Below are 21,874 nucleotides of genomic sequence, written 5' to 3'. Positions count from 1 at the left end.
ATCGCCTGCGGCTGCGCTGCGCGCGGCTCGGCAGCCGCGACGCTTCGCGCAACCGTCCGCTCAATCGGTCACCGCCCCCTTGCTCGCGGTTGACGCCAGCCGCGAAAACTTCGCCAGGACTCCACGCGTATAGCGCGGCGCGGGCTGTTTCCATTCGGCCCGGCGCCTCGCCAATTCTTCATCCGACACATTGACCTGCAATACCAGCTTGTGTGCGTCAATCGTGATCGAATCCCCTTCCTGTACCAGCGCGATCGTCCCGCCCACATACGCTTCAGGCGCTACGTGGCCAACCACCATGCCCCACGTACCACCGGAGAAGCGGCCATCCGTAATAAAGCCCACGGATTCGCCCAGCCCCTTGCCGATGATGGCGGAGGTCGGCGCCAGCATTTCCGGCATGCCCGGCCCGCCCTTGGGACCCAGGTAGCGCAGCACCAGCACGTCGCCGGCGTTGATCTTGTCGGCCAGGATCGCGTCCATGGCGCTCTGCTCGTCTTCAAACACGCGCGCCGGGCCGGTGATGACGGGGTTCTTCAGGCCCGTGATCTTTGCGACAGCACCTTCCTCGGCCAGGTTGCCCTTCAGGATGGCCAGGTGGCCTTCGGCGTATAGCGCCTTCTCGATCGGCATGATCACGTCCTGGTCTGCACGCGGCTGGTCTGGCACGTGCTCCAGTTCCTCGGCCAGCGTGCGGCCGGTGATGGTCAGGCAGTCGCCATGCAGCAGCCCGGCCTTCAGCAGGATCTTCATCACCTGCGGGATGCCGCCGGCCTTGTGCAGGTCGGTGGCCACATACTGGCCCGATGGCTTCAGGTTGCAGATCACCGGCACCTTGCGGCGGATGCGCTCGAAATCGTCGATGGTCCATTCGACTTCGGCGGAGTGCGCAATGGCCAGGTAATGCAGCACGGCATTGGTCGAACCCCCGGTCGCCATGATCAGGCTGACCGCATTCTCGATCGACTTGCGCGTGATGATGTCGCGCGGCTTGATGTCCCGCTTGACGGCCTCGACCAGCACGCGCGCCGATTCCGCCGCGCTGTCGACTTTCTCCTGGTCAGGGTTGGCCATGGTCGACGAGTACAGCAGCGACATGCCGAGCGCCTCGAACGACGAACTCATCGTGTTGGCCGTGTACATGCCACCGCAGGAACCCGTGGACGGGCAGGCGTTCTTTTCCACGCCCTCGAAGTCTTCCTCGCTCATGCGGCCGGCAGTGAATTCGCCCACGGCCTCGAACGACGAGACGATCGTCAGGTCCTTGCCTTTCCAGTTGCCCGGCCGGATGGTGCCGCCATAAACGTAGATGCTGGGCACATTGGTGCGCGCCATCGCCATCATGCCGCCCGGCATGTTCTTGTCGCAGCCGCCGATCACGACCACGCCATCCATCCACTGCCCCTGCGCGGCGGTCTCGATGCAGTCGGCAATGACCTCGCGCGAGATCAGCGAGTACTTCATGCCCTCGGTGCCCATCGACATGCCATCGGAGATGGTCGGCGTGCCGAACACCTGCGGATTGGCCCCGGCGGCCTTCACGGCGTCGATCGCGGCATCGGCAAGGCGCTGCAACCCCGCGTTGCACGGCGTGATCGTCGAATGACCGTTGGCGATGCCGACCATCGGCTTGTCGAAGTCCTCCTTCTGGTAGCCGAGGGCGTAGTACATCGAGCGGTTCGGGGAACGGGCCACGCCTTGCGTGATGTTCTTGGAGCGCTTGTTGAATGCCATGGTGGGGGTCTCCGGGGGATGTCTCTCGGCCGCCAGCACGCCGCACGGGCGCAAGGCAGGGCAATGTTGTGCCGAAAGAATGCGACTTGCGTTTTGGCGTGTCAAATATATTATTTGACCGTTATTGAGTCGAAAAACATATCAGGAGCGGCATTGGACCTGCGCCAGCTGCGGTACTTCGTCACGGTGGCGGAAGAGTTGCATTTCGGACGCGCGGCCACGCGGCTGGCCATGACGCAGCCGCCGCTTTCGCAGCAGATCCAGTCGCTGGAAGAGGAAATCGGCGTGCAGCTGTTCGCGCGCACGCGCCGTTCGGTCATGCTGACGCCCGCCGGGCAGCAATGGCTGCCCGAGGTGCGGCGCGTGCTGGCGGATGCGGCGGCGCTGCCAGCGCTCGCCCAGCGGTTCGCGCGGGGGGAGATCGGCTCGCTGGCGCTGGCATTCGTCAGCACGGCCGACTACGGCATCCTGCCCGAGCTGCTGCGGCATTTCCGCGCACAGCATCCGGAAGTCCAGCTGCAGTTGCGCGAGGCCACCAGCGATATCCAACTGGAGGCACTGATCGACGGCAGCATCGACGCCGGGCTGATCATCCGCCCGCAATGGCCCGCCATGCCGCACGGCCTGTCCTACCTGCCGCTGGTCAGCGAACCGCTGGTACTCGCCGTGCCGGATGGCTGGCGGCCCGCGCACGGCGCCGCATCGTCCGACGGCAAGGTTTCGCTGCGCGACGCCGCGCGGGAACCGCTGATCATCTTCCCGCGACGAAGCGCGCCGGTGTTTTATGACATCATTACGGGCTACTATGCGCGCGACGGCTTGTCGCCAGTGATCGCGCAGGAAGCCATCCAGATGCAGACCATCGTGAGCCTGGTGTCTGCGGGCATGGGGGTGGCGCTGGTGCCGGCCTCGCTCTGCAACCTTCGCCGCACCGGCGTGTCGTACCTCGCGTTGCGCGAGGCCGGGCCGCAGATCGAGACCGGCCTGGTCTGGCGCGAGGGCGCCGCCGGCGTCGCGCCGGCGCTGCGTTCCCTGATCGACATCGCGAGCGGGCTGGCCTTCGCGGGACCAGTGGGTTCCGTGGCTGCCGGGCCTTTATAACTTCCACCCACCTCACCATGCTGATTCATCCCCAATTCGATCCGGTCGCCATCCATCTCGGCCCGCTTGCCATCCGCTGGTACGGGCTCATGTACCTGGCCGGGTTCATCATGTTCCTGTGGTTCGGGCGCCTGCGCATCCACCAGCCGCATATGACAGCCAAGGGCTGGGTGGCGCGCGATCTCGATGACATGCTGTTCTTCGGCGTGCTGGGCGTGATACTGGGCGGCCGGCTCGGCTATGTGCTGTTCTACAAGCCGTCGTACTACCTGTCGCATCCGCTGGAGATCTTCAAGGTGTGGGAAGGCGGCATGGCCTTCCACGGCGGCTTTCTCGGCGTGCTGGTCGCCATGTGGCTGTTCGCGCGGCTGCGCGAGCGCCATTGGCTGGAGGTGACCGACTTCATCGCGCCGATGATCCCGTGCGGGCTGGCCGCCGGCCGCATCGGCAATTTCATCAACGGCGAGCTGTGGGGCCGGCCCACCGACCTGCCGTGGGGCATGATCTTCCCGCAGGCAGGCGACAACATTCCGCGCCATCCGTCGCAGCTCTACCAGTTCGCCGGCGAGGGCGTGGCGCTGTTCATCATCCTGTGGCTGTTCGCACGCAAGCCGCGGCCGATGGGCGCGGTGTCGGGCGTGTTCCTGATCGGCTATGGCGCCTTCCGTTTCGCCGTCGAGTTCGCGCGCGAGCCGGACAATTTCCTGGGCCTGCTGGCGCTGCACTTGTCCATGGGCCAGTGGCTGAGCCTGCCGATGATCCTGATCGGGATCGGCATGGTGGTGTGGGCGTATCGCCGCCAGCCGCGCCCCGCAGAGGAACAGCCCGCGGCGGGAACGGGCGCCTGACAGGGCGTCCGCGCGCAGTCAGGTGCCTGCCGCGCGCAATGCCTCGATCCGTTCGCGCGTGTGCGGATGCGTGGAAAGAAAATCATCCCTCTCGGGTGCTTCCGCCTTGCCGGCGGGCGCGGCCGCGTCCTTCCGCGCGCCACGGTTCTGGTTCTCCAGCGCAATCAGGACATCGGCGAGCGCTGACGGCGGCAGCCGGTTGCGCAGCATGATCTCGATGGCATAGGCATCCGCCTCGCGTTCATGCTCGCGCGAATAGCGCAACGTCAGCATCGCGGCGGGCACGCCCGCCAGCACCGAGGAATAGTCGCCGAACATGTAGGCCGCCAGCGCGCCGACCGCAGATGCCTGGATGACCTGCTGCAGGCCGTGGCGTTGTGCCACATGGCCGGCCTCGTGTGCGAGCACCCCGAGCATGCCGGCGCCGGTCCCCGCCAGCCCTGCCAGTTCGTCCGTGACCACGATGATGCCGCCGGGCAGGGCCAGCGCATTGGCGCCCAGGCGCCCGCCGCGGCGGAACACGATCTGGTAGTCATGGCCCGGATCGTCGGGCCGCTTCAGCCCGGCAAAGCCCGCGCGGATGCGCGCCTGTTCCGCGGCGGGCAGGCGCGTGGGCTCTACCACGCCGTTGTCCAGGCTGGCCAGCGTGGCGCGCCCGAGCTGCGCCTCGAGCGCGGGCGGTACGGCGCGTGCGATCTGCGACGAGCCCCACGGCAGCACGACGTAATAGCCCAGCACGAGCACGGCAACCAGCGCCGCCACGGCCATGCCCGCCATGCGCCAGCTGTTCTGCGCCCTGACCACCCAGCCTTCCCGATGTCCCGTTTCGGCAAGCAGCCGGTCGAACCCGTTGTGGTCGCTGACCTGGCAGAAGGCGCCGTCCGCGAACGTGACCAGGCGCGGCGCGCGCCGGACCCGCTCCGATACGCGCAGCGACGACAGCGCCGCGCGCCGCAGTTCCGCGCCATTGGCATCGCGCAGCACGGCCTGCCCGGCGTCCACGGCCAGCGTGGCCGGGTGCGCCCGGGAAGAGCGGCCATCGAAGTAGGTGACGGGAATCATCGGCGCCATGTCATGGGTGAATCATTTCGGCATCTGCTGCGCGCGGGCTCACAGCGCGATGTCGATGTCGTACCAGTCCGCCGCGGCATCACCGAGCGCACCTACGCTCTCGGCCTGCCCTGCAACGAAGGCGTCCAGCGGCGCGCGCGCCAGCAGCGACACGCGTTCCACGCGGTAGCGTGCGGACCTGACCCGGGCAAACGGCAGGAACAGGCCCAGGGTCAGTGTGATGGCAACCATGTTGGTCAGGAAAATATAGAACAGACGGCTTGCCTTCACCTCGCTGCGCAAGCCGTGCGGGGCCAGGGTGGTGTGGTTCCACACCACGTTCTGCAGCCGCGCGGTGAAGTAGGGCCCGATAGCCAGGAACGAGGCGTAGATCCCGAGTGCTCCGACCAGGCCCGCAAGCATCGAGGCGGCTTCGTTCCCGCGCGCCGCTGCGGCGAGCCCGGCGGCGCCGAGGGCGGCAACAATCAGCACCAGAACTGTTAGCCCGCAGCCACGCAGGTAGACGCTGTAGAAATCCCCGGAAACCGCGCTGAAGGCGAATGGCGCGGTGCCGAAGCGCGTGTGGTTGTGCTGGTAGTGCTTCAGGCGCTGATGCGCCAGCGGTGCCAGCGCGCCAAGCGTGAACACCGTCAGCAACGGCCACAGCACGAACACCTTGTACGCTTCGGCGTCGCCGCCAGTGAAGGCGAAGCGCAGGCCGCGATAGCTCGTGTTCGCCATGCGGAAGCGCAGCGACCGGACCAGCAGCAGCGGGAACACCGCGGCCAGCGCCAGGGCCAGCAGGACGGCCAGCAGCGGCGACACCTTGCCGGCCAGCTGAAACGCGAGTGCCAGCACGAACACGATGGCGCGACCCTTGAGGATGGCCGTCGGCTTGCCGTGGTAATCGAACGTCGCCCCGTCCAGGCTGGTGTTGCGATAGAAGTACTGCAACGTGCGGACCTTGGCCCACGCGGAGTAGATGCCGAACGTGACGATGGTCAGCAGGGTGTTGACGATCCAGATCCGGAAATATTCCGATCCTGTGCCGGTGAAAGCGAGCCGCAAGACGCTGGTCTCGACCGCGGACGTCGAGGGTGGCCGGGCGCGGTCTTGCGTTTCCGGGAAAGCGGGGACTGCGCTGGTGTCGCCGGTTTGCATGGTCGGAATTCCCCTCGGGTCGTATTGCGGAAGCCGGGCCGCGTTGTTTCATCAGCGCAACCAATTTGCGCGTGTCGATTGTGCCTTACTCCCCATACTGCTGGTATTTGAACTGGCAAATTCGCCACAAATGCCAGTGTCTTCAAGGCCGCCCCCACTTCCCGACCTGCCCCCGGACAGGATCAGTGTCGTAACAACCTGGAAACATTCTGTTACATCGATGCGGTCTTGTAACAAGTTTCTCATCATCGACTTCAATAAAAACAAGGGATTAGCTTTCATGGCACGATCCTCGCTAACTCTTCTGTTACAACAGAGCGGGCTATGCCGAGCCCGCCAGGACGGCGCCAGGGAGGATCTGCCAGTCAGGCAGGGGCACCGGACCACAACGACGGCAGACGGGAAAATCTGCGCACCGGTGTGCGCCAACAGGGGGGCGCAGGGTCTGCGCCGGGAGTCCATGACCCACGCGGGACGATGCCTATCCAGGCGTTGACCGGCGATGAAATAGTCCGCAGCTGTTCTTTCAGGCGCGGGCGGATGCTGGCGGGGAGGCCTGGCATCCGCCCGCCGCACCTCTGCCCCTTTCCGAATCGATCTCGCTAGCCCATCCGCCGCTGCGGCGCAGCATCGAAATGCCTTGCCTGATACTTCCAGTTATTCATAATTATGAATTATGAAGACCCCTGCACAGCATGCGGGACGGTCTGGACTGATCCTGGCGGAGGCCTATGCGTATCGTCCAGCAGGCGCTGTATCTGGAGGTGGCGGACCGCATGCGCGGCATGATCGATGCGCACGCCCTGGTCCCCGGGGCATGGATCGACGAAAGCACGCTCGCCGGGCAACTCGGCATTTCACGCACGCCGCTGCGCGAAGCGCTCAAGGTGCTTGCCGCCGAGGGGCTGGTTCGCCTGGAGCCGAGGCGCGGCTGCTTCGTCAACGAGCTGTCCGAGCGCGATCTCGACGAAATCTTCCCGCTCATGGCGCTGCTGGAAGGACGCTGCGCCTACGAGGCCGCGCGCAACGCGACCGCGCAGGACCTGGAGGCGCTCGAAGGGTTGCACGCCGAACTCGCGCGGCATGCCGGCGCGGGCGAAATCGATGCCTACTACGAAACCAATTTCCAGATCCACGAAGCGATCCAGCGGCTGGCCGGCAACCGCTGGCTGTCGGGACTGATCAGCGACCTGCGCAAGGTGCTGCGCCTGTCGCGGCACAAGAGCCTGAAATTGCCGGGGCGCATCAACGAGTCCTGTGCCGAACACCTGAGCATCTTCGCTGCGCTCAAGGCGCACGACCCCGAAGGCGCGGAAGTCTTGATGAAGACGCATCTGCTGCGCCAGCGTGCCGCACTGACGACGCTGACGGCGCTGACGGCGCTGGACCGCAGCGTCCGGGCTGACGTGGCCGCGCCGCATGCGTTCCCCAATGTTTCTTCACGCACCCAGGCAGGTACCCCATGAGCGCCCTCGACTCCGGTGACCAGAAGATCAGCGCCCCGCTGGGCGTCAGCGAACCGTCAGGCCCCAACCTGTTGTCCAGGATCGGACGCTGGTGGGGCCGCAAGGGCGAAGCCGAGGCGACGCCCGCATCGGCCAGGAACGCGGAGGCGGCGCCGTTGCCCGCGCGCGTGGCGCGCCGCCAGCGTGAACAATTGCGGCTTTGCCTTGATGCGCGGCTGACCGACGGCAATGCCAATACCGCCGCCCAGGCCTGGCAGGCCGAATACGAAGCCGCGGACGAGGGCCGGCGTCGCGGCATGCTCGAAGTGCTGGCGGAGGTGGCCGGCGGTACGGGTCCGGAAAACGGCGCGGCGGATGCGGACAAGCCCGCCAGGGCGGCACAGGCTTTGTCGAATGCGCGTATCCGCTTCTTCAAGCGGCTCGCCGCGCTGCATGGCCAGCGTGGCAACAGTGCCTGCGGCCTGCATTTCCTGATTCACCTGCGTGCCGACATGCTGCGCTGGCAACGGCGTCTTCCCGGCTTGCGCGTGCTCGATGAAGACCTGGAAGCCCTGTTCTCCAACTGGTTCGACGTGGGCTTGCTCGAGTTGCAGCCCATCACCTGGGACTCGCCGGCCTCGTTGCTCGAGAAGCTGATCCGCTACGAAGCGGTGCATGAAATCTCGTCGTGGACCGACCTGCGCAACCGCCTCGATTCCGACCGCCGCTGCTATGCATTCTTCCATCCGCGCATTCCACGCGAGCCGCTGATCTTCGTGGAAGTTGCCTTCGTGCCGGAGATGGCGGCCAATGTGCAGACCCTGCTCGACGAGGCCGCGCCGCTGGAAGACCTGCGCCGCGTGAAGTGGGCCATCTTCTATTCGATCTCGAATACGCAGGCCGGATTGCGCGGCGTGAGCTTCGGCAACTTCCTGCTCAAGCGCGTGATCGAGGAACTGCAACGCGAGTTTCCCAAGGTCAGGCAGTTCGCCACGCTGTCGCCGATCCCGGGGTTTGCCGACTGGCTGCGCAAGCAGGACGGCACCACCGTGGCCGAGGCGCTCGGTGCCAGGCGGGTGGCGCGCTGGCAGGACCGGCACGGCCCGGCGCCGGCCGATGGCGCGGGCTGGCTCGCCGCGTTGCCAGCCGATTCGCAGGACGCCGTGGTGCGTGACACCGCGCTGTCGCTCGCCGCGCATTACCTCGTGCGCGAGCGCAGCCAGTCCATGCCCGCGGACCCGGTAGCGCGCTTCCACCTGGGCAACGGCGCTTGCGTGGAACGGCTGAACTGGGGCGGGGACCTGTCGCGCAAAGGCTGCAACCAATCGTGCGGCATGATGGTGAATTACCTTTACGCGCCCGAGGCACTGGATGACAATCTAGCGCGCCTTGGCGAAGGCAACCCGCGCATCAGCCGTGCTGTCGCGAAGCTGCTGTGACTCTGGTCAGGTCACATTAAACACGCCATGGCATCGCCGTTCCCAGACCGCCGGGGACGGCCTTTGACGGGATTAACAACAAGCCGTATCGGAACCAACTTTCCAATTCGAGAGAAAGGGAGACAGTGAAGATGAATCGTCGTCAGTTCAGCCTGGCCGCGTGCGCGCGCGCCGCCGTCGTGGTCGCCGGCGTTGCCGGCATGGCCGGGCAGGCACCCTCCGCGCTGGCGGATACCTGGCCGTCCAAGCCGGTCACCGTGATCGTGCCGTTCCCGGCAGGCGGCGGCACCGATGCCTTTGCCCGTCCGCTGACCGCGCAGCTTTCCAAGCAGCTCGGCAAGCAGTTCGTCATCGACAACCGCGGCGGCGCTGGCGGCACCCTGGGCGCGAGCCTTGCGGCCAAGGCCGCGCCGGACGGCTACACCGTCTTTATCGGCGGCGCGCACCACGCGATCGCGCCGTCGTTCTACAAGAAGCTCGACTACGACATCGAGAAGGACTTCATCCCCGTCACCGTGATTGCGCAACCGCCGCAGGTCGTGGTGGTGAATCCGTCGCGCGTGCAGGCCAACAACCTGCAGGAGCTGCTCGACTATGCGCGCAAGAATCCCGGCAAGCTGAACTACGGCTCGGCGGGCAATGGCTCGTCGCACCACCTGGCGGGCGAACTGTTCAAGCTGCAGACCAAGACCTTCATCACGCATATCCCCTACAAGGGGGCGGGCCCGGCGTTGTCGGACCTGATCGCCGGCCAGGTGGACATGGTGTTCGACGGCCTGGGCTCGTCCGCGCAACACATCCGCGCGGGGCGCATCAAGGCGCTGGCGGTGGCATCGGCCAAGCGCTCGCCCGCGTTCCCGAACGTGCCGACCGCGGCCGAGGCGGGCGTGCCGAACTACGAGGTCTCGACCTGGTACGCGATGTGGGTGCCCAAGGGCACGCCCAAGGAGATCGTCGACCGCCTTTACATCGAGACCGAAAAGGCCCTGAACACGCCGGATATCAAGCACGTCTGGATCAGCAACGGCTCGGAAACGCCGCAGTTTACGCAGGAGCAGTTCGCGCAGTTCCAGCGCAGCGAGATCAAGCGCTGGGCCCAGGTGGTGCAGGCCTCGGGCGCCAAGATCGACTAAGCGATGAGCGGTACTGTCCAGTTCGCTGTCGAAGGCACGACGGCCACCGTCACGCTGTCGCACCCGGGCAAGCTCAACGCCATCTCGGCGCAGATGTGGGAGGCGCTGACCGCCGGCTTCATGCGGCTGTCGGCTGACCGCTCGCTGCGCTGCGTGGTGGTGCGCGGCGCCGACGGCAATTTTGCCGCTGGCGCCGACATTGCCGAGTTCCCCACGGTGCGCGGCGACCAAGCCGCGGTGCGCCGCTACCACATGGAGATCATCGCGCCGGCGCTGGCGGCCATCGCCGGTTGCCTGCACCCGACCGTGGCGATGATCGAGGGCGTATGCGTCGGCGGCGGCCTGGAGATTGCCTGCCACTGCGACCTGCGCATCGCGGCGGACAACAGCCGCTTCGGCGTGCCGATCAACCGGCTCGGCTTTCCGATGGCGCCGGGCGAGTTGAAGGGTTTGCTGGCGCTGGCGGGCCGTGCCGTGGCGCTCGAGATCCTGCTCGAAGGCCGCGTCTTCGATGCGGCCGAAGCGCGCGAGAAGGGCCTGCTGACGCGCGTGGTTGCGGCCGGCGGCGTGGCGGCGGAGGTCGAGGCCGCGGTGCGCCGCATCACGGCGGGGGCACCGCTCGCCGCACGCATCAACAAGGCCACGATCCACCGCCTGTCGCCACAGCCCGAGCCTTTGAGCGCCGAGGAACTGACCGCACATTTCGCCTACGCCGAAGGCGGCGACCATGCCGAAGGCGTGGCCGCCTTCCTGGCGCATCGTCCGCCGCGGTTCAAGGGAAACTAGCGCCTTTCCGCATTACAATCGCCCATCGCGTCATCGTTCCATCGACCCTTCGTCCATTGCATTGCGCGCCCGGATTCCGGAAGCCCTTGTCTTCATCCGCACCATGAACGCCAACCTGTTCGCTCTGTTCGAAAACCGCTTTCCCGCCGACCGCACCGCGTGCTGCATCGAAACGCATGACGGCCTGTACTACAGCTGGGACGATCTCGACCGCGCCACCGCCAAGCTGGCCAACCTGCTGACAGGCCTGGGCCTGCCCGAAGGCGCGCGCGTGGCCGTGCAAGTGGAGAAATCGCCCGAGGCGCTGTTCCTGTACCTGGCAACGCTGCGCGCCGGCTATGTCTACCTGCCGCTGAACACGGCCTACCAGGAAGCGGAGATCGACTACTTCGTCGGCAACGCCGAACCGTCGGTGGTGGTGTGCAGCAGCAAGAATTTCGCCTGGGTATCGAAGGTGGCGTTCCGCCACGGCACCAGCTACGTCTTCACGCTTGACGAAGACCGTTCGGGCTCGCTGCTGTCGCGCGCCGCGGCGCGGCCCGATACGTTCGAGACCGTGCAGCGCGCTGACGATGACCTGGCCGCCATCCTCTATACGTCCGGCACCACCGGCCGCAGCAAGGGGGCGATGCTGACGCATGGCAACCTGGCATCGAACGCGCAGACGCTGCACGAATACTGGGGCTGGCGCAGCGACGACGTGCTGCTGCACATGCTGCCGATCTTCCATGTGCATGGCTTGTTCGTGGCTTCGCACGGCGCGCTGCTGGCCGGAGCCAAGATGATCTGGGCGCCCCGGCTCGACATGGCGCAGGTGCTGAAATTCCTGCCGCGTTCCACCGTGATGATGGGCGTGCCGACCTACTACGTGCGCATGCTGCAGGAGCCGCGCTTCGACGACGACACCTGCCGCCGCATGCGGTTGTTCGTGTCGGGTTCGGCCCCGCTGCTGCTGGAAACATTCGAAGAATTCCGCAAGCGCACGGGCCACACCATCCTCGAACGCTACGGCATGAGCGAGACCGTGATGCTGGTCTCCAACCCGTACGACAGTGCCTTGGGCGAGCGCATCGGCGGCACGGTCGGCATGCCGCTGCCTGGCGTGTCGGTACGCGTGGTCGATGGCGAGGGCCAGCCGAGCGCGATCGGCGAGATCGGCAATATCGAGGTCAAGGGCCCGAACGTGTTCAAGGGCTACTGGCGCATGCCGGAAAAGACGCGCGAGGAATTCACCGCGGACGGCTGGTTCAGGACCGGCGACGTGGGCCGCTTTGGCGGTGCCGTCGTCAGCCAGGCGGGCGAGGTTTCGGTACCGGACAACTACGTGACCATTGTCGGCCGCAGCAAGGACCTGATCATTTCCGGGGGCTACAACGTGTACCCGAAGGAGATCGAGAGCTTTATCGACGAGATGCCGGGCGTGGCGGAAAGCGCGGTCATCGGCGTGCCACATGCCGATTTCGGCGAGGCCGTAGTGGCCGTGGTGGTGAAGAAGCCCGGGGTCGAACTCGATGAGGGCGAACTGATCGGCACGCTGAAGGGACGTATCGCCAACTTCAAGGTGCCCAAGCGCGTGCACGTGGTGGACGAATTGCCGCGCAATACCATGGGCAAGGTACAGAAGAACGTATTGCGGCAGCAGTTCGCCGCGCTGTAGTTCCTTGCTCCCCTCTCCCATTTATGGGAGAGGGGAGCAACGACCCGCCGTTGCGAAGAGGCTTACTTCAGCATCTGCACCGACCCATTCACCGACACGGTGACCTGCGTCTTGCCGCCCTCGACCGGCACCGGCGCCGCGGCGTCGGACATCATGGCCTTGGCGGCGCCGTACATGCGCGGCATCGGCGGCACCACGCCGCTCTCGTTCACATTCACTTCGCGGATCGTATAGCTGCTGAAGCCGAACAGCTTCGAGGCGGACTGCGCCTTTTCGCGGAAGGCGCCCACGGCCTGTTCGGTCAGCTTGCCTTCGGCGGCCACGCGCGCTTCGCGCGACAGCGAGAACGCAATGCCCTGCACCTGCATCTGGCTGGCCAGCTCCCCGGCCAGCTTCGACACGGCCGCAAAATCCCGCGATTGCAGGATGACTTCCGAACGGCCGCGCCAGGTGGTGATGCGGCCATTGCGGTCGGTACTCGGGCGGATCGTGAAGCCACCGGATTCGGCCTGCACGCCGGGGGTGCGCTTGGCCTGGCTGATGACGGCCTGCGTGCGGGTCGAGAGCTGCGACGAGATCGCGCCCGGCTCCGCGCCTTCCTGCTCCGCGGCCAGCGTCAGGTGCACGACGTCGGTCGGGACTTCGGTCACGGCCTGCGCCGAGAGTGACAGCACGCCGGCCGGCGGCGGCACGGTCTGCGCGGAGGCGGCCAGCGCCGTGGCGCCGAGCAGGGTCGCTGCAAGCAGTTGCTTCATTCTTCTTCTCCCAGTCAAAGTGATGGGTATGAGACGCAAACGCCGCGCAATCGTTCCGCGCGCTCGCTCGGATGGACGCGTCAGAATGCCTTCCAGGCCTTCCAGAACATGTAGCTGGCCAGGCAGAGCAGCAGGATCGCAAACGCTTTCCTGAGCTGCGCCACGTCCATGCGATGGGCGGTGCGGGCGCCCAGCGGCGCGGTCAGCACGCTGGCGACGGCAATGCCGACCAGCGCCGGCAGGTAGATGTAGCCGAGCGAGCCGGCCGGCAGGTCCGGCTGCTGCCAGCCGCTCCAGATGTAGCCGATCACGCTGGCTACCGCAATCGGGAAGCCCAGCGCGGCCGAGGTGGCCACCGCATTGTGGATCGGCACATTGCACCAGGTCATGAACGGCACGGAGACAAAGGCACCACCCGCGCCGACCAGACTGGACAGGAAGCCGATCACCGATCCGGCGCCCACCATGCCCGGCACGCCCGGCAACTGGCGGCTGGGCTCGGGGCGCCGGCTGCGCAGCATCTGCAGCGCCGAAAAGCCGACGAAGCAGGCGAATGCCAGCGACAGCCAGCTGGTCTTGAGCGCGGCGAACACCTTGCCGCCACCGATCATGCCGCCCAGCAGGATCCCCGGCGCCAGCGCAAGGACGATCGGCCAGCGCACCGCGCCGCGCTTGTGATGTGCGCGTACCGACGACAGCGAAGTGAACAGGATGGTGCCCATCGACGTGGCGATGGCCATATGCACGATGGCCTCGCCGGCAAAGCCGAGACTCGTGAACAGCAGCGTAAGAAAAGGCACCATCATCATGCCGCCGCCCACGCCGAGCAGGCCGGCGCAGAAACCGGTAAAGGCGCCCAGCGCGAGCAGGGCGGGAATCAGGGCAAGGCTCATAGGAAAGGAAACGAGGAAAACGCCGCGTCGCTTGTGGTTGTACTTGTGATCGCGTCCGCCGCGCGGGCGGCGCGGCTCAGCCCATCAGCCGCGTGGTGATGAAGCGCCATTCGGCCGGCGTGACCGGCGTGATCGACAGCCGGTTGCCGCGTCTTAGCACGACCATATCTGCGAGTTCTTCGTGCGCGCGCAGTTCGGCCAGCGGGATCAGTGCACTCTTGCGCACGAACTTCACGTCGACGAGCTGCCAGCGCGGCTCGTCCGGCTTGGACGCGGCATCGTAGTAATCGCTCTTGCGATCGAACTGGGTCGGGTCCGGGTAGGGCTGCGAGCAGACCTCGGCGAGGCCGGCGATGCCAGGCTCCGGGCATGACGAATGGTAGAACAGCACGCCGTCGCCGATGCGCATGACGTCGCGCATGAAATTGCGCGCCTGGTAGTTGCGCACGCCGGTCCACGGCAATGTCCCTTCTTTTGCAAGGGTATCGATGCTGGCCTCGTCCGGTTCGGACTTCATCAGCCAGTATTGGCGGGCACGTGCGGGCGCTTTTTCTGTGCGACTGTTTTCTGCGCGGCTCATGGCAGTCGGGGATGCGGGCGTTTTGGAATACGCGCTGCACGCGCGACGCGGCAGCGCCCGGCAAGAAAAAAGGCGGTGGTCTGTGAAAACCACCGCCTTTTTAAGGGGTCCCCGCCTCGGCCGTTGGGTCGGCATCCTGAACCCTGTTGAGGTTCAGAGTGGCTGCGGAAGTCGTATTTCGGGTACATCACCCATTCAGGGAGTCCAAGCCAGGCCCAGACTATGAAGGTAGCGACGCGCTCGCCCATACGACATGATCCCGCACCATGCGATGCATATCGGTTCAAGGAGTCTATGACCCTAGCGAACCAGGCAGGGAAACTGTCAAACGTCTGACGCTCCGGACATCCCGACGTGACCAGAATTCGGACTCGCGGGCGGGATGTCAGACGTTTGCCGTTTCGAACTAGGATGGGATGAGAACGGCGGTCAGGCGCGATAACCCGACCCTTATGCTGCACGTCTGTGGTGCCTCGTGCAGTCTGGCTACACTATACACCTCGATGTGTTGCATACCAAGTCCACCTGGCCGCCTCGTTACACTTTGCCCGACAGCGCACATCCAGCGCACATGGGCCCGCGCGCCGCGCTCAGCCAGGCTGTGCCTGCGTGCCCGTGCCAACGTGCGCGTACTGGCGCAGCGCTTCGTCGGCACGCTCGTTGAGTTCGCGAATGCGCGCGCGGATGGCATCGACGGGGATCGCGCCATCCGACTGCTGCTTGCGCTGCAGGGCCAGCAGGTCGGACGCGATGCTGATCGCCGCCATCACCGCCACGCGCTCCACGCCCTTGGCCGAGGCGTTGTTGCGCAGCTTGTTCATCTGCGTGTCCACCAGTGCCACGGCGTCCAGCAGCGCGGCCTCGTTCTCGGGGGCGATCGCGAAGCGGTAGGGCTGGCCGGCGATGTTCACTTCGACTTGCTTGTTGCTCATGCGTGTTCTCCGGAGGCCTTGTGCGCGGCGCGTTCCTGGGCCGATGACCCGGCCTCTTCGCCGAGCAGGTCGAGCTGGCGCGAGTCGGCCGCGGTGGGGAGCTTGTCGAGGATGGACTGGATGCGCAGTTGCGCTTCCTCGATCTTGATATTGAGCAGTTCGCGATCGGCGGCCATGGCTTCGCGCTCGCCGCGCAACTGTGCGGCCTCGCCTTCCAGGCGCGCGATTTCGTCGCGCAGCCGCTGGTTCTCCGCCGCCAGGGTGTCCGCGTGATGGAGCACGCGTCCGATCTTGGCTGCCAGCTGTTCGAGTTCGTTAAGCATAGGGCCTGTCATGGTGAAAGGTGTCAGGTATCGGGATTCTAGCCGAAGCGTCGTCGCGCACAACGAAAGGCAAGGCGGTGTGATCGCCATGACGCGCGGAAGCTGCCCGCTTCTGCGCCGAAATCACGGTTTATGCGCCATTTGCATGCCGGCAAGTGAGGTCCGAATCCACATTGACTCGGTTAGGGAAACTGCCTACACTGCCGCTCGTTCCAGGTGCTCGCCATCTTGCGCAAGGCAAGTGGCAGTTCAACGGGAAACAGGGAGCCGCGGCCGACAGACAGCTCGGCCAGGCCAACCTGTGCTGCCCCCGCAACGGTAAGCGGCCGCGATGCCTGTCCACACATGGCATCGCAGGGCTGGCCCATCGCCACTGAACCACAAGCGTTCGGGAAGGCGGCCAGCCTGGCGCCGCCAGCCCGGATACCGGCCTGAACGCGGGCTGCCGCCCCTGCGTGGCACGCCTCATCGCCATCTGGCCCGCGGGGGAACGGGTCTGGCTGTCCTATCCATTCCTGCATCATGCGTTCATCGCTTTACAGGTCGAACCGTCCGGCGCTGCCGACGGTGCGTCCGTCCGTGGTTGCCGTACTGGCTGCCCTGTCTTCCCTTGTCCTGAATCCCGCCGTGGCACAGACCGCCGAGACGCCTGCAGCGTCCCAGCCTGCCGCCGACGCGGCGCCCGCGCAACTTGCGCCCGTGGTGGTCACGTCGACCCGCACGGCGCAGCCGCTCACCGAGGCCCTGCCGCACACTACGGTCGTGACACAGGAAGACATCGTCAACGCGCAGGCGCCGGACCTGCGCACGCTGCTGCGCAACCAGGCCGGCGTGGAGCTGACCGCCAACGGCGGCATGGGCTCGAACACCTCGCTGTTCATGCGCGGCGCCAACTCCAACCAGACGCTGATCCTGATCGACGGCGTGCGCGTGTCGTCCGTGAGCAGCGGCACGGCCCAGCTGGCCAACATCCTGCCGGACCAGATCGACCATATCGAAGTGGTGCGCGGCAACGTGTCGGCGCTTTATGGCTCGGACGCAATCGGCGGCGTGGTGCAGATCTTCACCAAGAGCGGTGCGGGCCAGGCGCCGGCGGCGAACGCGCAGGTCGAATACGGCAGCAACAACACGCGCCAGGGCACGGTCGGCTATGGCGGCCAGATCGGCGACACCTCGTTCAACGTGACCGGCTCCGCGTTCAAGACCGACGGCTTCTCGTCGATCAACACGAAGCAGGCGCCGCGCGCCAACCCGAACGACAACCCGTACGAGAACCAGAGCGTGTCGGCGCAGGTGAAGCACCGCTTCACGACTGACTGGGATGCGGGCCTGGCGGGCTACTACTCGAAGAGCAAGCTGTCGTACGACAACAACTTCGGCCGGCCTACCGACGACAACCGTTCCAACAGCGACCTCTACACCGTGTCGGCCTTTGTCAATGGCAAGGTGCTGCCGGACTGGGCGACGCACTTCAAGCTGGCGCAGAGCGAGGACCGCAGCGAGAACTTCCTGAATGGCGCGAACAACGGCACCTTCAACACGCGCAACCGCCAGTTCAACTGGCAGAACGAGTACGCACTGGCGGCGACGCACACGCTGCTGTTCGGCACCGATTACCTGCAGCAGGAACTGGATTCCAACTCGTACAATGCGCCCTCGCGCAATGTCTTCTCGGTATTCGGCGGCTATGACGGACGCATCGGCAAGCACCAGCTGCAGCTCAATGGCCGCAACGATCACTACTCGGACTTCGGCAACCAGGCCAGCTTCTTCGCGGGCTACGGCTACAACCTGACCGAGGCCCTTAAATTCATCGCTAACGTCAGCAACGCTTTCCGCGCACCGACTTTCAACGAGCTGTATTTCCCGGGATTCGGCAACCCGAACCTGAGCCCCGAGCGCGCCAAATCTGCCGAAGTCGGTGTGCAGTACAACACTGCCGCGGCCGGCCTGCTGCGCGTGACGGCCTTTGAAACGCGCTACAACGACCTGATCGTCACCGTGTCGCAGCCGAACGGCATGTTCCTGCCCAGCAACGTCAACAAGGCGAAGGTGCAAGGCCTGGAGGCCTCCTGGCGCGCGACGCTGTGGAATACCGACGTGGGGGCCAGCGTAACGTTCCAGAACCCGGTCGACGAGCAGACCGATACGCAGCTGCTGCGCCGCGCGCGCCGCCATGCCGCGTTCGACGTGGGCCGCAACTTCGGCAACTGGCGTTTCGGTGGCGAGTGGCTGTTGTCGTCGTCGCGCCTGGACGCCGGCTCGCGCACGTTGGGCGGATACGGTATCGTCAACCTCAACGCGCGCTACAACATCGACAAGCAATGGTTCGTTGCCGCCCGGGTGGAAAACCTCTTCGACAAGAACTACCAGCTCGCCTTCCCGTACAACACGCAGGGCAGGGCGGGCTTTATCACGCTGGGCTGGCGCCAGAAATGACGGGTTGCGTGGCGCGCGATGTCTGAGTTCCGGCGCGCCCTCGCGGTATGGCTCGCGCTTGCGGCGGCGGCCGTGGCGGTGTTCCTGCTGTCTCTGGCGCTGGGCAGCGTGCGTCTGGATGCCGCCCAGCTCTGGCAGGCACTTAGCGGCGCCGACACGGGCACCGCCGGTGCCATCGTGCGCGAGTTGCGCCTGCCGCGCGCCGCGGCCGCATTCGCATGCGGCGGCCTGCTGGCCCTGTCCGGTGCGCTGATGCAGGTGCTGCTGCGCAACCCGCTGGCCGAGCCCTATGTGCTGGGCGTATCCGGCGGCGCCGCCACCGGCGCGCTCGGGGCGATGCTGCTGATGCTGCCGCTGTGGGCCGTGCAGGCTGGCGCGGCGAGTGGCGCGCTGCTGTCGATGGTGCTGGTTGCCACGCTGGCGCGGCGCGACCTGCTGCATCCGCAGGTGCAGGGCGGCCACCATGAGGCCGGCGCGCGCCTGCTGCTCACTGGTGTGATCCTGGCTTCGGGCTGGGGTGCGCTGATTACACTGATCCTTGCCATCGCGCCCGAAGCGCGGCTGCGGGGCATGCTGTTCTGGCTCACGGGCGACCTGGGAGGAACCGCCGAATACGGCGCCGCGCTCGCCATGCTGGTTGTCGCCGTGCTGCTGGCCATGCCGATGGCGCGCTCGCTCAATGTGATGCTGCTCGGCGAAACCGTGGCGCAATCGCTGGGCGTGCGCGTGGGACGCGTGCGGCTGGCCACCTTCGTGCTCGCTTCGCTGTCGATCGCCGTGGCCATCACGACCGCCGGCTCGATCGGCTTTGTCGGCCTGGTGGTGCCGCATCTGGTGCGCCTCGCCTGGGGCAACGACCAGCGCCTGCTGCTGCCGGCCTCGGCGCTGCTGGGCGGTGCGCTGCTGATGGCCGCCGACCTGATCGCCCGCACCGTGATCGCGCCCGCGCAGTTGCCGGTGGGCGTCATCACCGCGCTGCTTGGCGTGCCGACCTTCCTTTACCTGCTGCTGCGGAGGCCGCGATGACATCATGGTCCGAACCCGCGGCCGCCTGTCCGACGCTGGCGCTCCACGACGTCAGCCTGCGCGCCGGCACGCGCGTGCTGCTCGAGCGCCTGTCGCTGGAGATCGCCCCGGGCCAGCTCTGGTGCGTGGCCGGGCCCAACGGCGTCGGCAAGTCCACACTGATGGCGGTGCTGTCCGGCCTGCGCCGCGCGGATGCCGGCGGCGCCAGCCTGGACGGTACGCCGCTGGAGCGCCTGTCGCCGGCCGCGCTGGCCCGCCAGCGTGCCTACCTGCCGCAGGCGGTGCATGACACGTTCTCGATGTCGGTGATGGATGCGGTGCGCGTTGGCCGCCATCCACACCTGTCCGGCTGGGGCTGGACCGGCCGCGACGACGATGCCGTGGTGCGCGCGACCATCCATGCAATGGATCTCGACACGCTGTCCGCGCGCGACGTGCTGACGCTGTCCGGCGGCGAACGCCAGCGCGCCGCCCTTGCCGCCGTGCTGGCGCAGCAGGCGCCGCTGCTGCTGCTCGATGAACCGGTCTCGCACCTGGACCTGCGCCACCAGATCATGGTGCTGGAGGCGCTGGCGGCGCTGGCGCGTGCCGGCCGCCACGCCATGGTCGTGATCCTGCATGACCTGAACCTGGCCCGCCGCTACGCCACCCATGCGCTGCTGATGGCCGAAGACGGCACCGCGCTGCATGGCCCGGCGCAACAGGTGCTGACCCCCGAACAATGCTCGCGCGCGCTGCGCACGCCGATCGTCAGCGTGACGGACGGCGTGCACACCGCGCTGATTCCAGATGGATTTCCCCGCCCGGCGGAGTCATCGCACGACGAACCATGAACGACAACCTCACAGAACAAGACCACAGTCAGGACGACGCCGGCCGCGATGCCCGCCACAAGGCACGCATGGTCCGCAAGAAGGAAGTGATCGACGCCAAGATCGCCGCCGCGCAGGACGAGCGCGGCGTGATCGTCATTACCACAGGCAACGGCAAGGGCAAATCGAGTTCGGGCTTCGGCATGGTGGTGCGCGCACTTGGCCACGGCATGCGGGCCGGCGTAGTGCAGTTCATCAAAGGCGCGCAGCCCACCGGCGAAGAAATGTTTCTGCGCCGCTTTCCCGACGAGTGCGCCTTCCACGTGATGGGCGAAGGCTATACCTGGGACACGCAGGACCGCGCGCGCGACGTGGCCAAGGCCGAAGCGGCCTGGGAAGTGGCTCGCGGCATGCTGCGCGACCCGTCGATCGGGCTCGTCCTGCTCGACGAACTCAACATTGCGCTCAAGCTGCACTATCTTGATGTGGAGCAGGTCGTGGCCGACCTGCGTGCGCGCCCGCCGGTGCAGCATGTCGTCATCACGGGCCGCGGGGCGCCGCCGGCACTGGTGGACGCGGCCGACACCGTGACCGACATGGTCCCGGTCAAGCACGCGTTCCAGCAAGGCATCAAGGCGCAGCGCGGCGTGGAGATGTAGCGGTACATTGCGGCCCGATTGTTTTTCCTCGTATCACTCGAATTCATTGCGCATCATGATGTTCCCGGAAATCGCCCCCCTCGACGACGCGCTGCGTCCGGCCCTGCGGGCCGCCATCGACGACAAGACCAAGCCGCTCGGCGCGCTTGGCCGCCTGGAAGACCTTGCCATGCAGATCGGCCTGATCTGCGGCACCACGCAGCCGGCGCTGAAACGCCCGACCGTGATCGTCTTCGCGGGCGACCACGGCGTGGCTGATGCCGGCGTGAGCGCCTATCCCGCCGAAGTCACCGCGCAGATGGTGCTGAATTTCCTCAAGGGCGGTGCGGCCATCAATGTGTTCTCGCGCCTGCACGGCATTGCGCTCGAAGTCGTCGATGCCGGCGTGCGCGCGCCGCTGCCCGCCGCGCCGGGGCTGGTCAACTGCCGCATCGCCGATGGCACGCAGAACTTCGCGCAGACGCGCGCCATGAGTTCGGAACAGGCCAGCGCGGCGATGATGGCCGGCATGGCGCGCGTGCTGCGCGCCGCGCAACAGGGCTGCAACGTGATCGGCTTCGGCGAGATGGGCATTGCCAACACCTCTTCGGCGGCCTGCCTGATGAGCCGGCTCACGGGCCTGCCGCTGGCCGACTGCATCGGGCGCGGCACGGGCCTGGACGACGATGGCCTCGCGCGCAAGCGTGAAGTGCTTGAACGCGCGCTGGCGCTGCACGCGGACGCGGAGGAGCCGCTGGACGTGCTGGCCGCGTTTGGCGGCTTCGAGATCGCGATGATGGCCGGTGCCTTCCTCGCCGCCGCGGCGAGCCGCATGGTGATCCTGGTGGATGGCTTCATCGCCTCGGCCGCGCTGCTGGTCGCGCATTCCATCGATGCCCGCGTGCTGCAGTACTGCGTGTTTTCGCACTGCTCGCACGAGCGCGGCCACCGCGCGCTGCTCGATCATTTCAAGGCCGAGCCGCTGCTGGCGCTGGACCTGCGCCTGGGCGAGGGCACCGGCGCGGCGCTGGCCTGGCCGCTGGTGACATCCGCCGCGGCCTTCCTGAACGAGATGGCCACGTTCAGCGGCGCCGGTGTCAGCGGCGCCTCGGCCTGACCGCG

General features: G+C 66.6%; 21 protein-coding genes, 1 other RNA gene and 1 riboswitch. Of the genes, 12 read left to right on the top strand and 10 right to left on the bottom strand.

Annotated elements, in window-relative coordinates:
• Positions 1-60 precede the first annotated feature (60 nt).
• Entirely contained in the window at positions 61-1,734 is a 1,674-nt protein-coding gene (gene ilvD, locus AC3FKG_RS01595; protein WP_483709074.1) for a dihydroxy-acid dehydratase, read from the bottom strand.
• A 153-nt stretch (positions 1,735-1,887) separates the two neighbouring features.
• On the opposite strand from ilvD, the gene AC3FKG_RS01590 reads away from it, so the two are divergent.
• Together AC3FKG_RS01590 and lgt are read left to right on the top strand one after the other, a co-directional pair.
• Entirely contained in the window at positions 1,888-2,835 is a 948-nt protein-coding gene (locus AC3FKG_RS01590; RefSeq protein ID WP_488742259.1) for a LysR family transcriptional regulator, read from the top strand.
• Between the two features lie 17 nt (positions 2,836-2,852).
• Positions 2,853-3,683: a prolipoprotein diacylglyceryl transferase gene (gene lgt, locus AC3FKG_RS01585; protein WP_483709071.1), complete on the top strand. Its 831-nt coding sequence runs from the start codon at positions 2,853-2,855 to the stop codon at positions 3,681-3,683.
• 18 nt (positions 3,684-3,701) lie between these two features.
• On the opposite strand, the gene AC3FKG_RS01580 is transcribed toward lgt, so the two are convergent.
• From AC3FKG_RS01580 to AC3FKG_RS01570, 3 genes are read right to left on the bottom strand one after another with little or no spacing between them, the layout of a single operon-like run.
• Positions 3,702-4,745, bottom strand: a complete 1,044-nt coding sequence (locus tag AC3FKG_RS01580; protein ID WP_483711531.1) for a M48 family metallopeptidase — start codon at positions 4,743-4,745, stop codon at positions 3,702-3,704.
• A 48-nt stretch (positions 4,746-4,793) separates the two neighbouring features.
• Positions 4,794-5,894 carry a YjgN family protein gene (locus tag AC3FKG_RS01575; RefSeq protein ID WP_483709069.1) on the bottom strand — a complete coding sequence of 367 codons (1,101 nt, stop codon included), beginning with the start codon at positions 5,892-5,894 and terminating at the stop codon, positions 4,794-4,796.
• A 51-nt stretch (positions 5,895-5,945) separates the two neighbouring features.
• Entirely contained in the window at positions 5,946-6,176 is a 231-nt protein-coding gene (locus tag AC3FKG_RS01570; protein ID WP_488742258.1) for a hypothetical protein, read from the bottom strand.
• A gap of 449 nt (positions 6,177-6,625) precedes the next feature.
• Between AC3FKG_RS01570 and AC3FKG_RS01565 the strand changes: the two genes are divergently transcribed.
• From AC3FKG_RS01565 to AC3FKG_RS01545, 5 genes are all read left to right on the top strand, one after another.
• Positions 6,626-7,360: a GntR family transcriptional regulator gene (locus AC3FKG_RS01565; protein WP_488742257.1), complete on the top strand. Its 735-nt coding sequence runs from the start codon at positions 6,626-6,628 to the stop codon at positions 7,358-7,360.
• Positions 7,357-8,778 carry a malonyl-CoA decarboxylase domain-containing protein gene (locus AC3FKG_RS01560; RefSeq protein ID WP_483709066.1) on the top strand — a complete coding sequence of 474 codons (1,422 nt, stop codon included), beginning with the start codon at positions 7,357-7,359 and terminating at the stop codon, positions 8,776-8,778. The genes AC3FKG_RS01565 and AC3FKG_RS01560 overlap by 4 nt, the downstream gene beginning before the upstream one ends.
• Positions 8,779-8,909: 131 nt before the next feature.
• The gene (locus AC3FKG_RS01555) at positions 8,910-9,911 is read left to right on the top strand and encodes a Bug family tripartite tricarboxylate transporter substrate binding protein (RefSeq protein ID WP_488742256.1); all 1,002 of its coding nucleotides are present in this window, start codon (positions 8,910-8,912) and stop codon (positions 9,909-9,911) included.
• 3 nt (positions 9,912-9,914) lie between these two features.
• Complete coding sequence (locus AC3FKG_RS01550; protein WP_483709064.1) at positions 9,915-10,697, top strand: enoyl-CoA hydratase/isomerase family protein; 783 nt, start codon at positions 9,915-9,917, stop codon at positions 10,695-10,697.
• Positions 10,698-10,800: 103 nt separating this feature from the next.
• Positions 10,801-12,354 carry a malonate--CoA ligase gene (locus AC3FKG_RS01545; protein ID WP_483709063.1) on the top strand — a complete coding sequence of 518 codons (1,554 nt, stop codon included), beginning with the start codon at positions 10,801-10,803 and terminating at the stop codon, positions 12,352-12,354.
• Between the two features lie 62 nt (positions 12,355-12,416).
• Here the strand turns inward: AC3FKG_RS01545 and AC3FKG_RS01540 are convergent, their stop codons facing one another.
• The 6 genes from AC3FKG_RS01540 to AC3FKG_RS01515 form a co-directional block, all read right to left on the bottom strand.
• On the bottom strand, positions 12,417-13,109 hold the full coding sequence (locus tag AC3FKG_RS01540; RefSeq protein ID WP_483709062.1) for an SIMPL domain-containing protein: 693 nt from the start codon (positions 13,107-13,109) through the stop codon (positions 12,417-12,419).
• An 80-nt stretch (positions 13,110-13,189) separates the two neighbouring features.
• Positions 13,190-14,002, bottom strand: a complete 813-nt coding sequence (locus tag AC3FKG_RS01535; RefSeq protein WP_483709060.1) for a sulfite exporter TauE/SafE family protein — start codon at positions 14,000-14,002, stop codon at positions 13,190-13,192.
• Between the two features lie 76 nt (positions 14,003-14,078).
• Complete coding sequence (locus AC3FKG_RS01530) at positions 14,079-14,519, bottom strand: EVE domain-containing protein (RefSeq protein ID WP_483709059.1); 441 nt, start codon at positions 14,517-14,519, stop codon at positions 14,079-14,081.
• A gap of 167 nt (positions 14,520-14,686) precedes the next feature.
• Positions 14,687-14,904, bottom strand: a non-coding RNA gene (ssrS, locus tag AC3FKG_RS01525) — 6S RNA.
• A gap of 268 nt (positions 14,905-15,172) precedes the next feature.
• The gene (locus AC3FKG_RS01520; protein ID WP_483709058.1) at positions 15,173-15,514 is read right to left on the bottom strand and encodes a cell division protein ZapA; all 342 of its coding nucleotides are present in this window, start codon (positions 15,512-15,514) and stop codon (positions 15,173-15,175) included.
• On the bottom strand, positions 15,511-15,837 hold the full coding sequence (locus AC3FKG_RS01515; protein ID WP_483709057.1) for a hypothetical protein: 327 nt from the start codon (positions 15,835-15,837) through the stop codon (positions 15,511-15,513). Before AC3FKG_RS01515 ends, AC3FKG_RS01520 begins: the two co-directional genes overlap by 4 nt.
• Positions 15,838-16,033: 196 nt before the next feature.
• Positions 16,034-16,286: riboswitch (cobalamin riboswitch) on the top strand.
• A gap of 73 nt (positions 16,287-16,359) precedes the next feature.
• On the opposite strand from AC3FKG_RS01515, the gene AC3FKG_RS01510 reads away from it, so the two are divergent.
• The 5 genes from AC3FKG_RS01510 to cobT are packed head-to-tail and all read left to right on the top strand — an operon-like array spanning position 16,360 to position 21,869.
• Entirely contained in the window at positions 16,360-18,276 is a 1,917-nt protein-coding gene (locus AC3FKG_RS01510; RefSeq protein WP_483709056.1) for a TonB-dependent receptor plug domain-containing protein, read from the top strand.
• An 18-nt stretch (positions 18,277-18,294) separates the two neighbouring features.
• Positions 18,295-19,302 carry a FecCD family ABC transporter permease gene (locus AC3FKG_RS01505; RefSeq protein WP_488742255.1) on the top strand — a complete coding sequence of 336 codons (1,008 nt, stop codon included), beginning with the start codon at positions 18,295-18,297 and terminating at the stop codon, positions 19,300-19,302.
• Entirely contained in the window at positions 19,299-20,135 is an 837-nt protein-coding gene (locus tag AC3FKG_RS01500) for an ABC transporter ATP-binding protein (protein ID WP_488742254.1), read from the top strand. The genes AC3FKG_RS01505 and AC3FKG_RS01500 overlap by 4 nt, the downstream gene beginning before the upstream one ends.
• Positions 20,132-20,773 (top strand): cob(I)yrinic acid a,c-diamide adenosyltransferase, encoded by a 642-nt coding sequence (gene cobO / locus AC3FKG_RS01495; RefSeq protein WP_488742253.1) that lies wholly within the window; start codon positions 20,132-20,134, stop codon positions 20,771-20,773. Before AC3FKG_RS01500 ends, cobO begins: the two co-directional genes overlap by 4 nt.
• 55 nt (positions 20,774-20,828) lie before the next feature.
• Complete coding sequence (gene cobT, locus AC3FKG_RS01490; RefSeq protein ID WP_483709049.1) at positions 20,829-21,869, top strand: nicotinate-nucleotide--dimethylbenzimidazole phosphoribosyltransferase; 1,041 nt, start codon at positions 20,829-20,831, stop codon at positions 21,867-21,869.
• The last annotated feature ends 5 nt before the right edge of the window (positions 21,870-21,874 follow it).

The organism is Cupriavidus sp. 22TCCZM04-2 (assembly GCF_057798895.1).
This window is presented reverse-complemented; position numbering and strand designations above follow the sequence as displayed.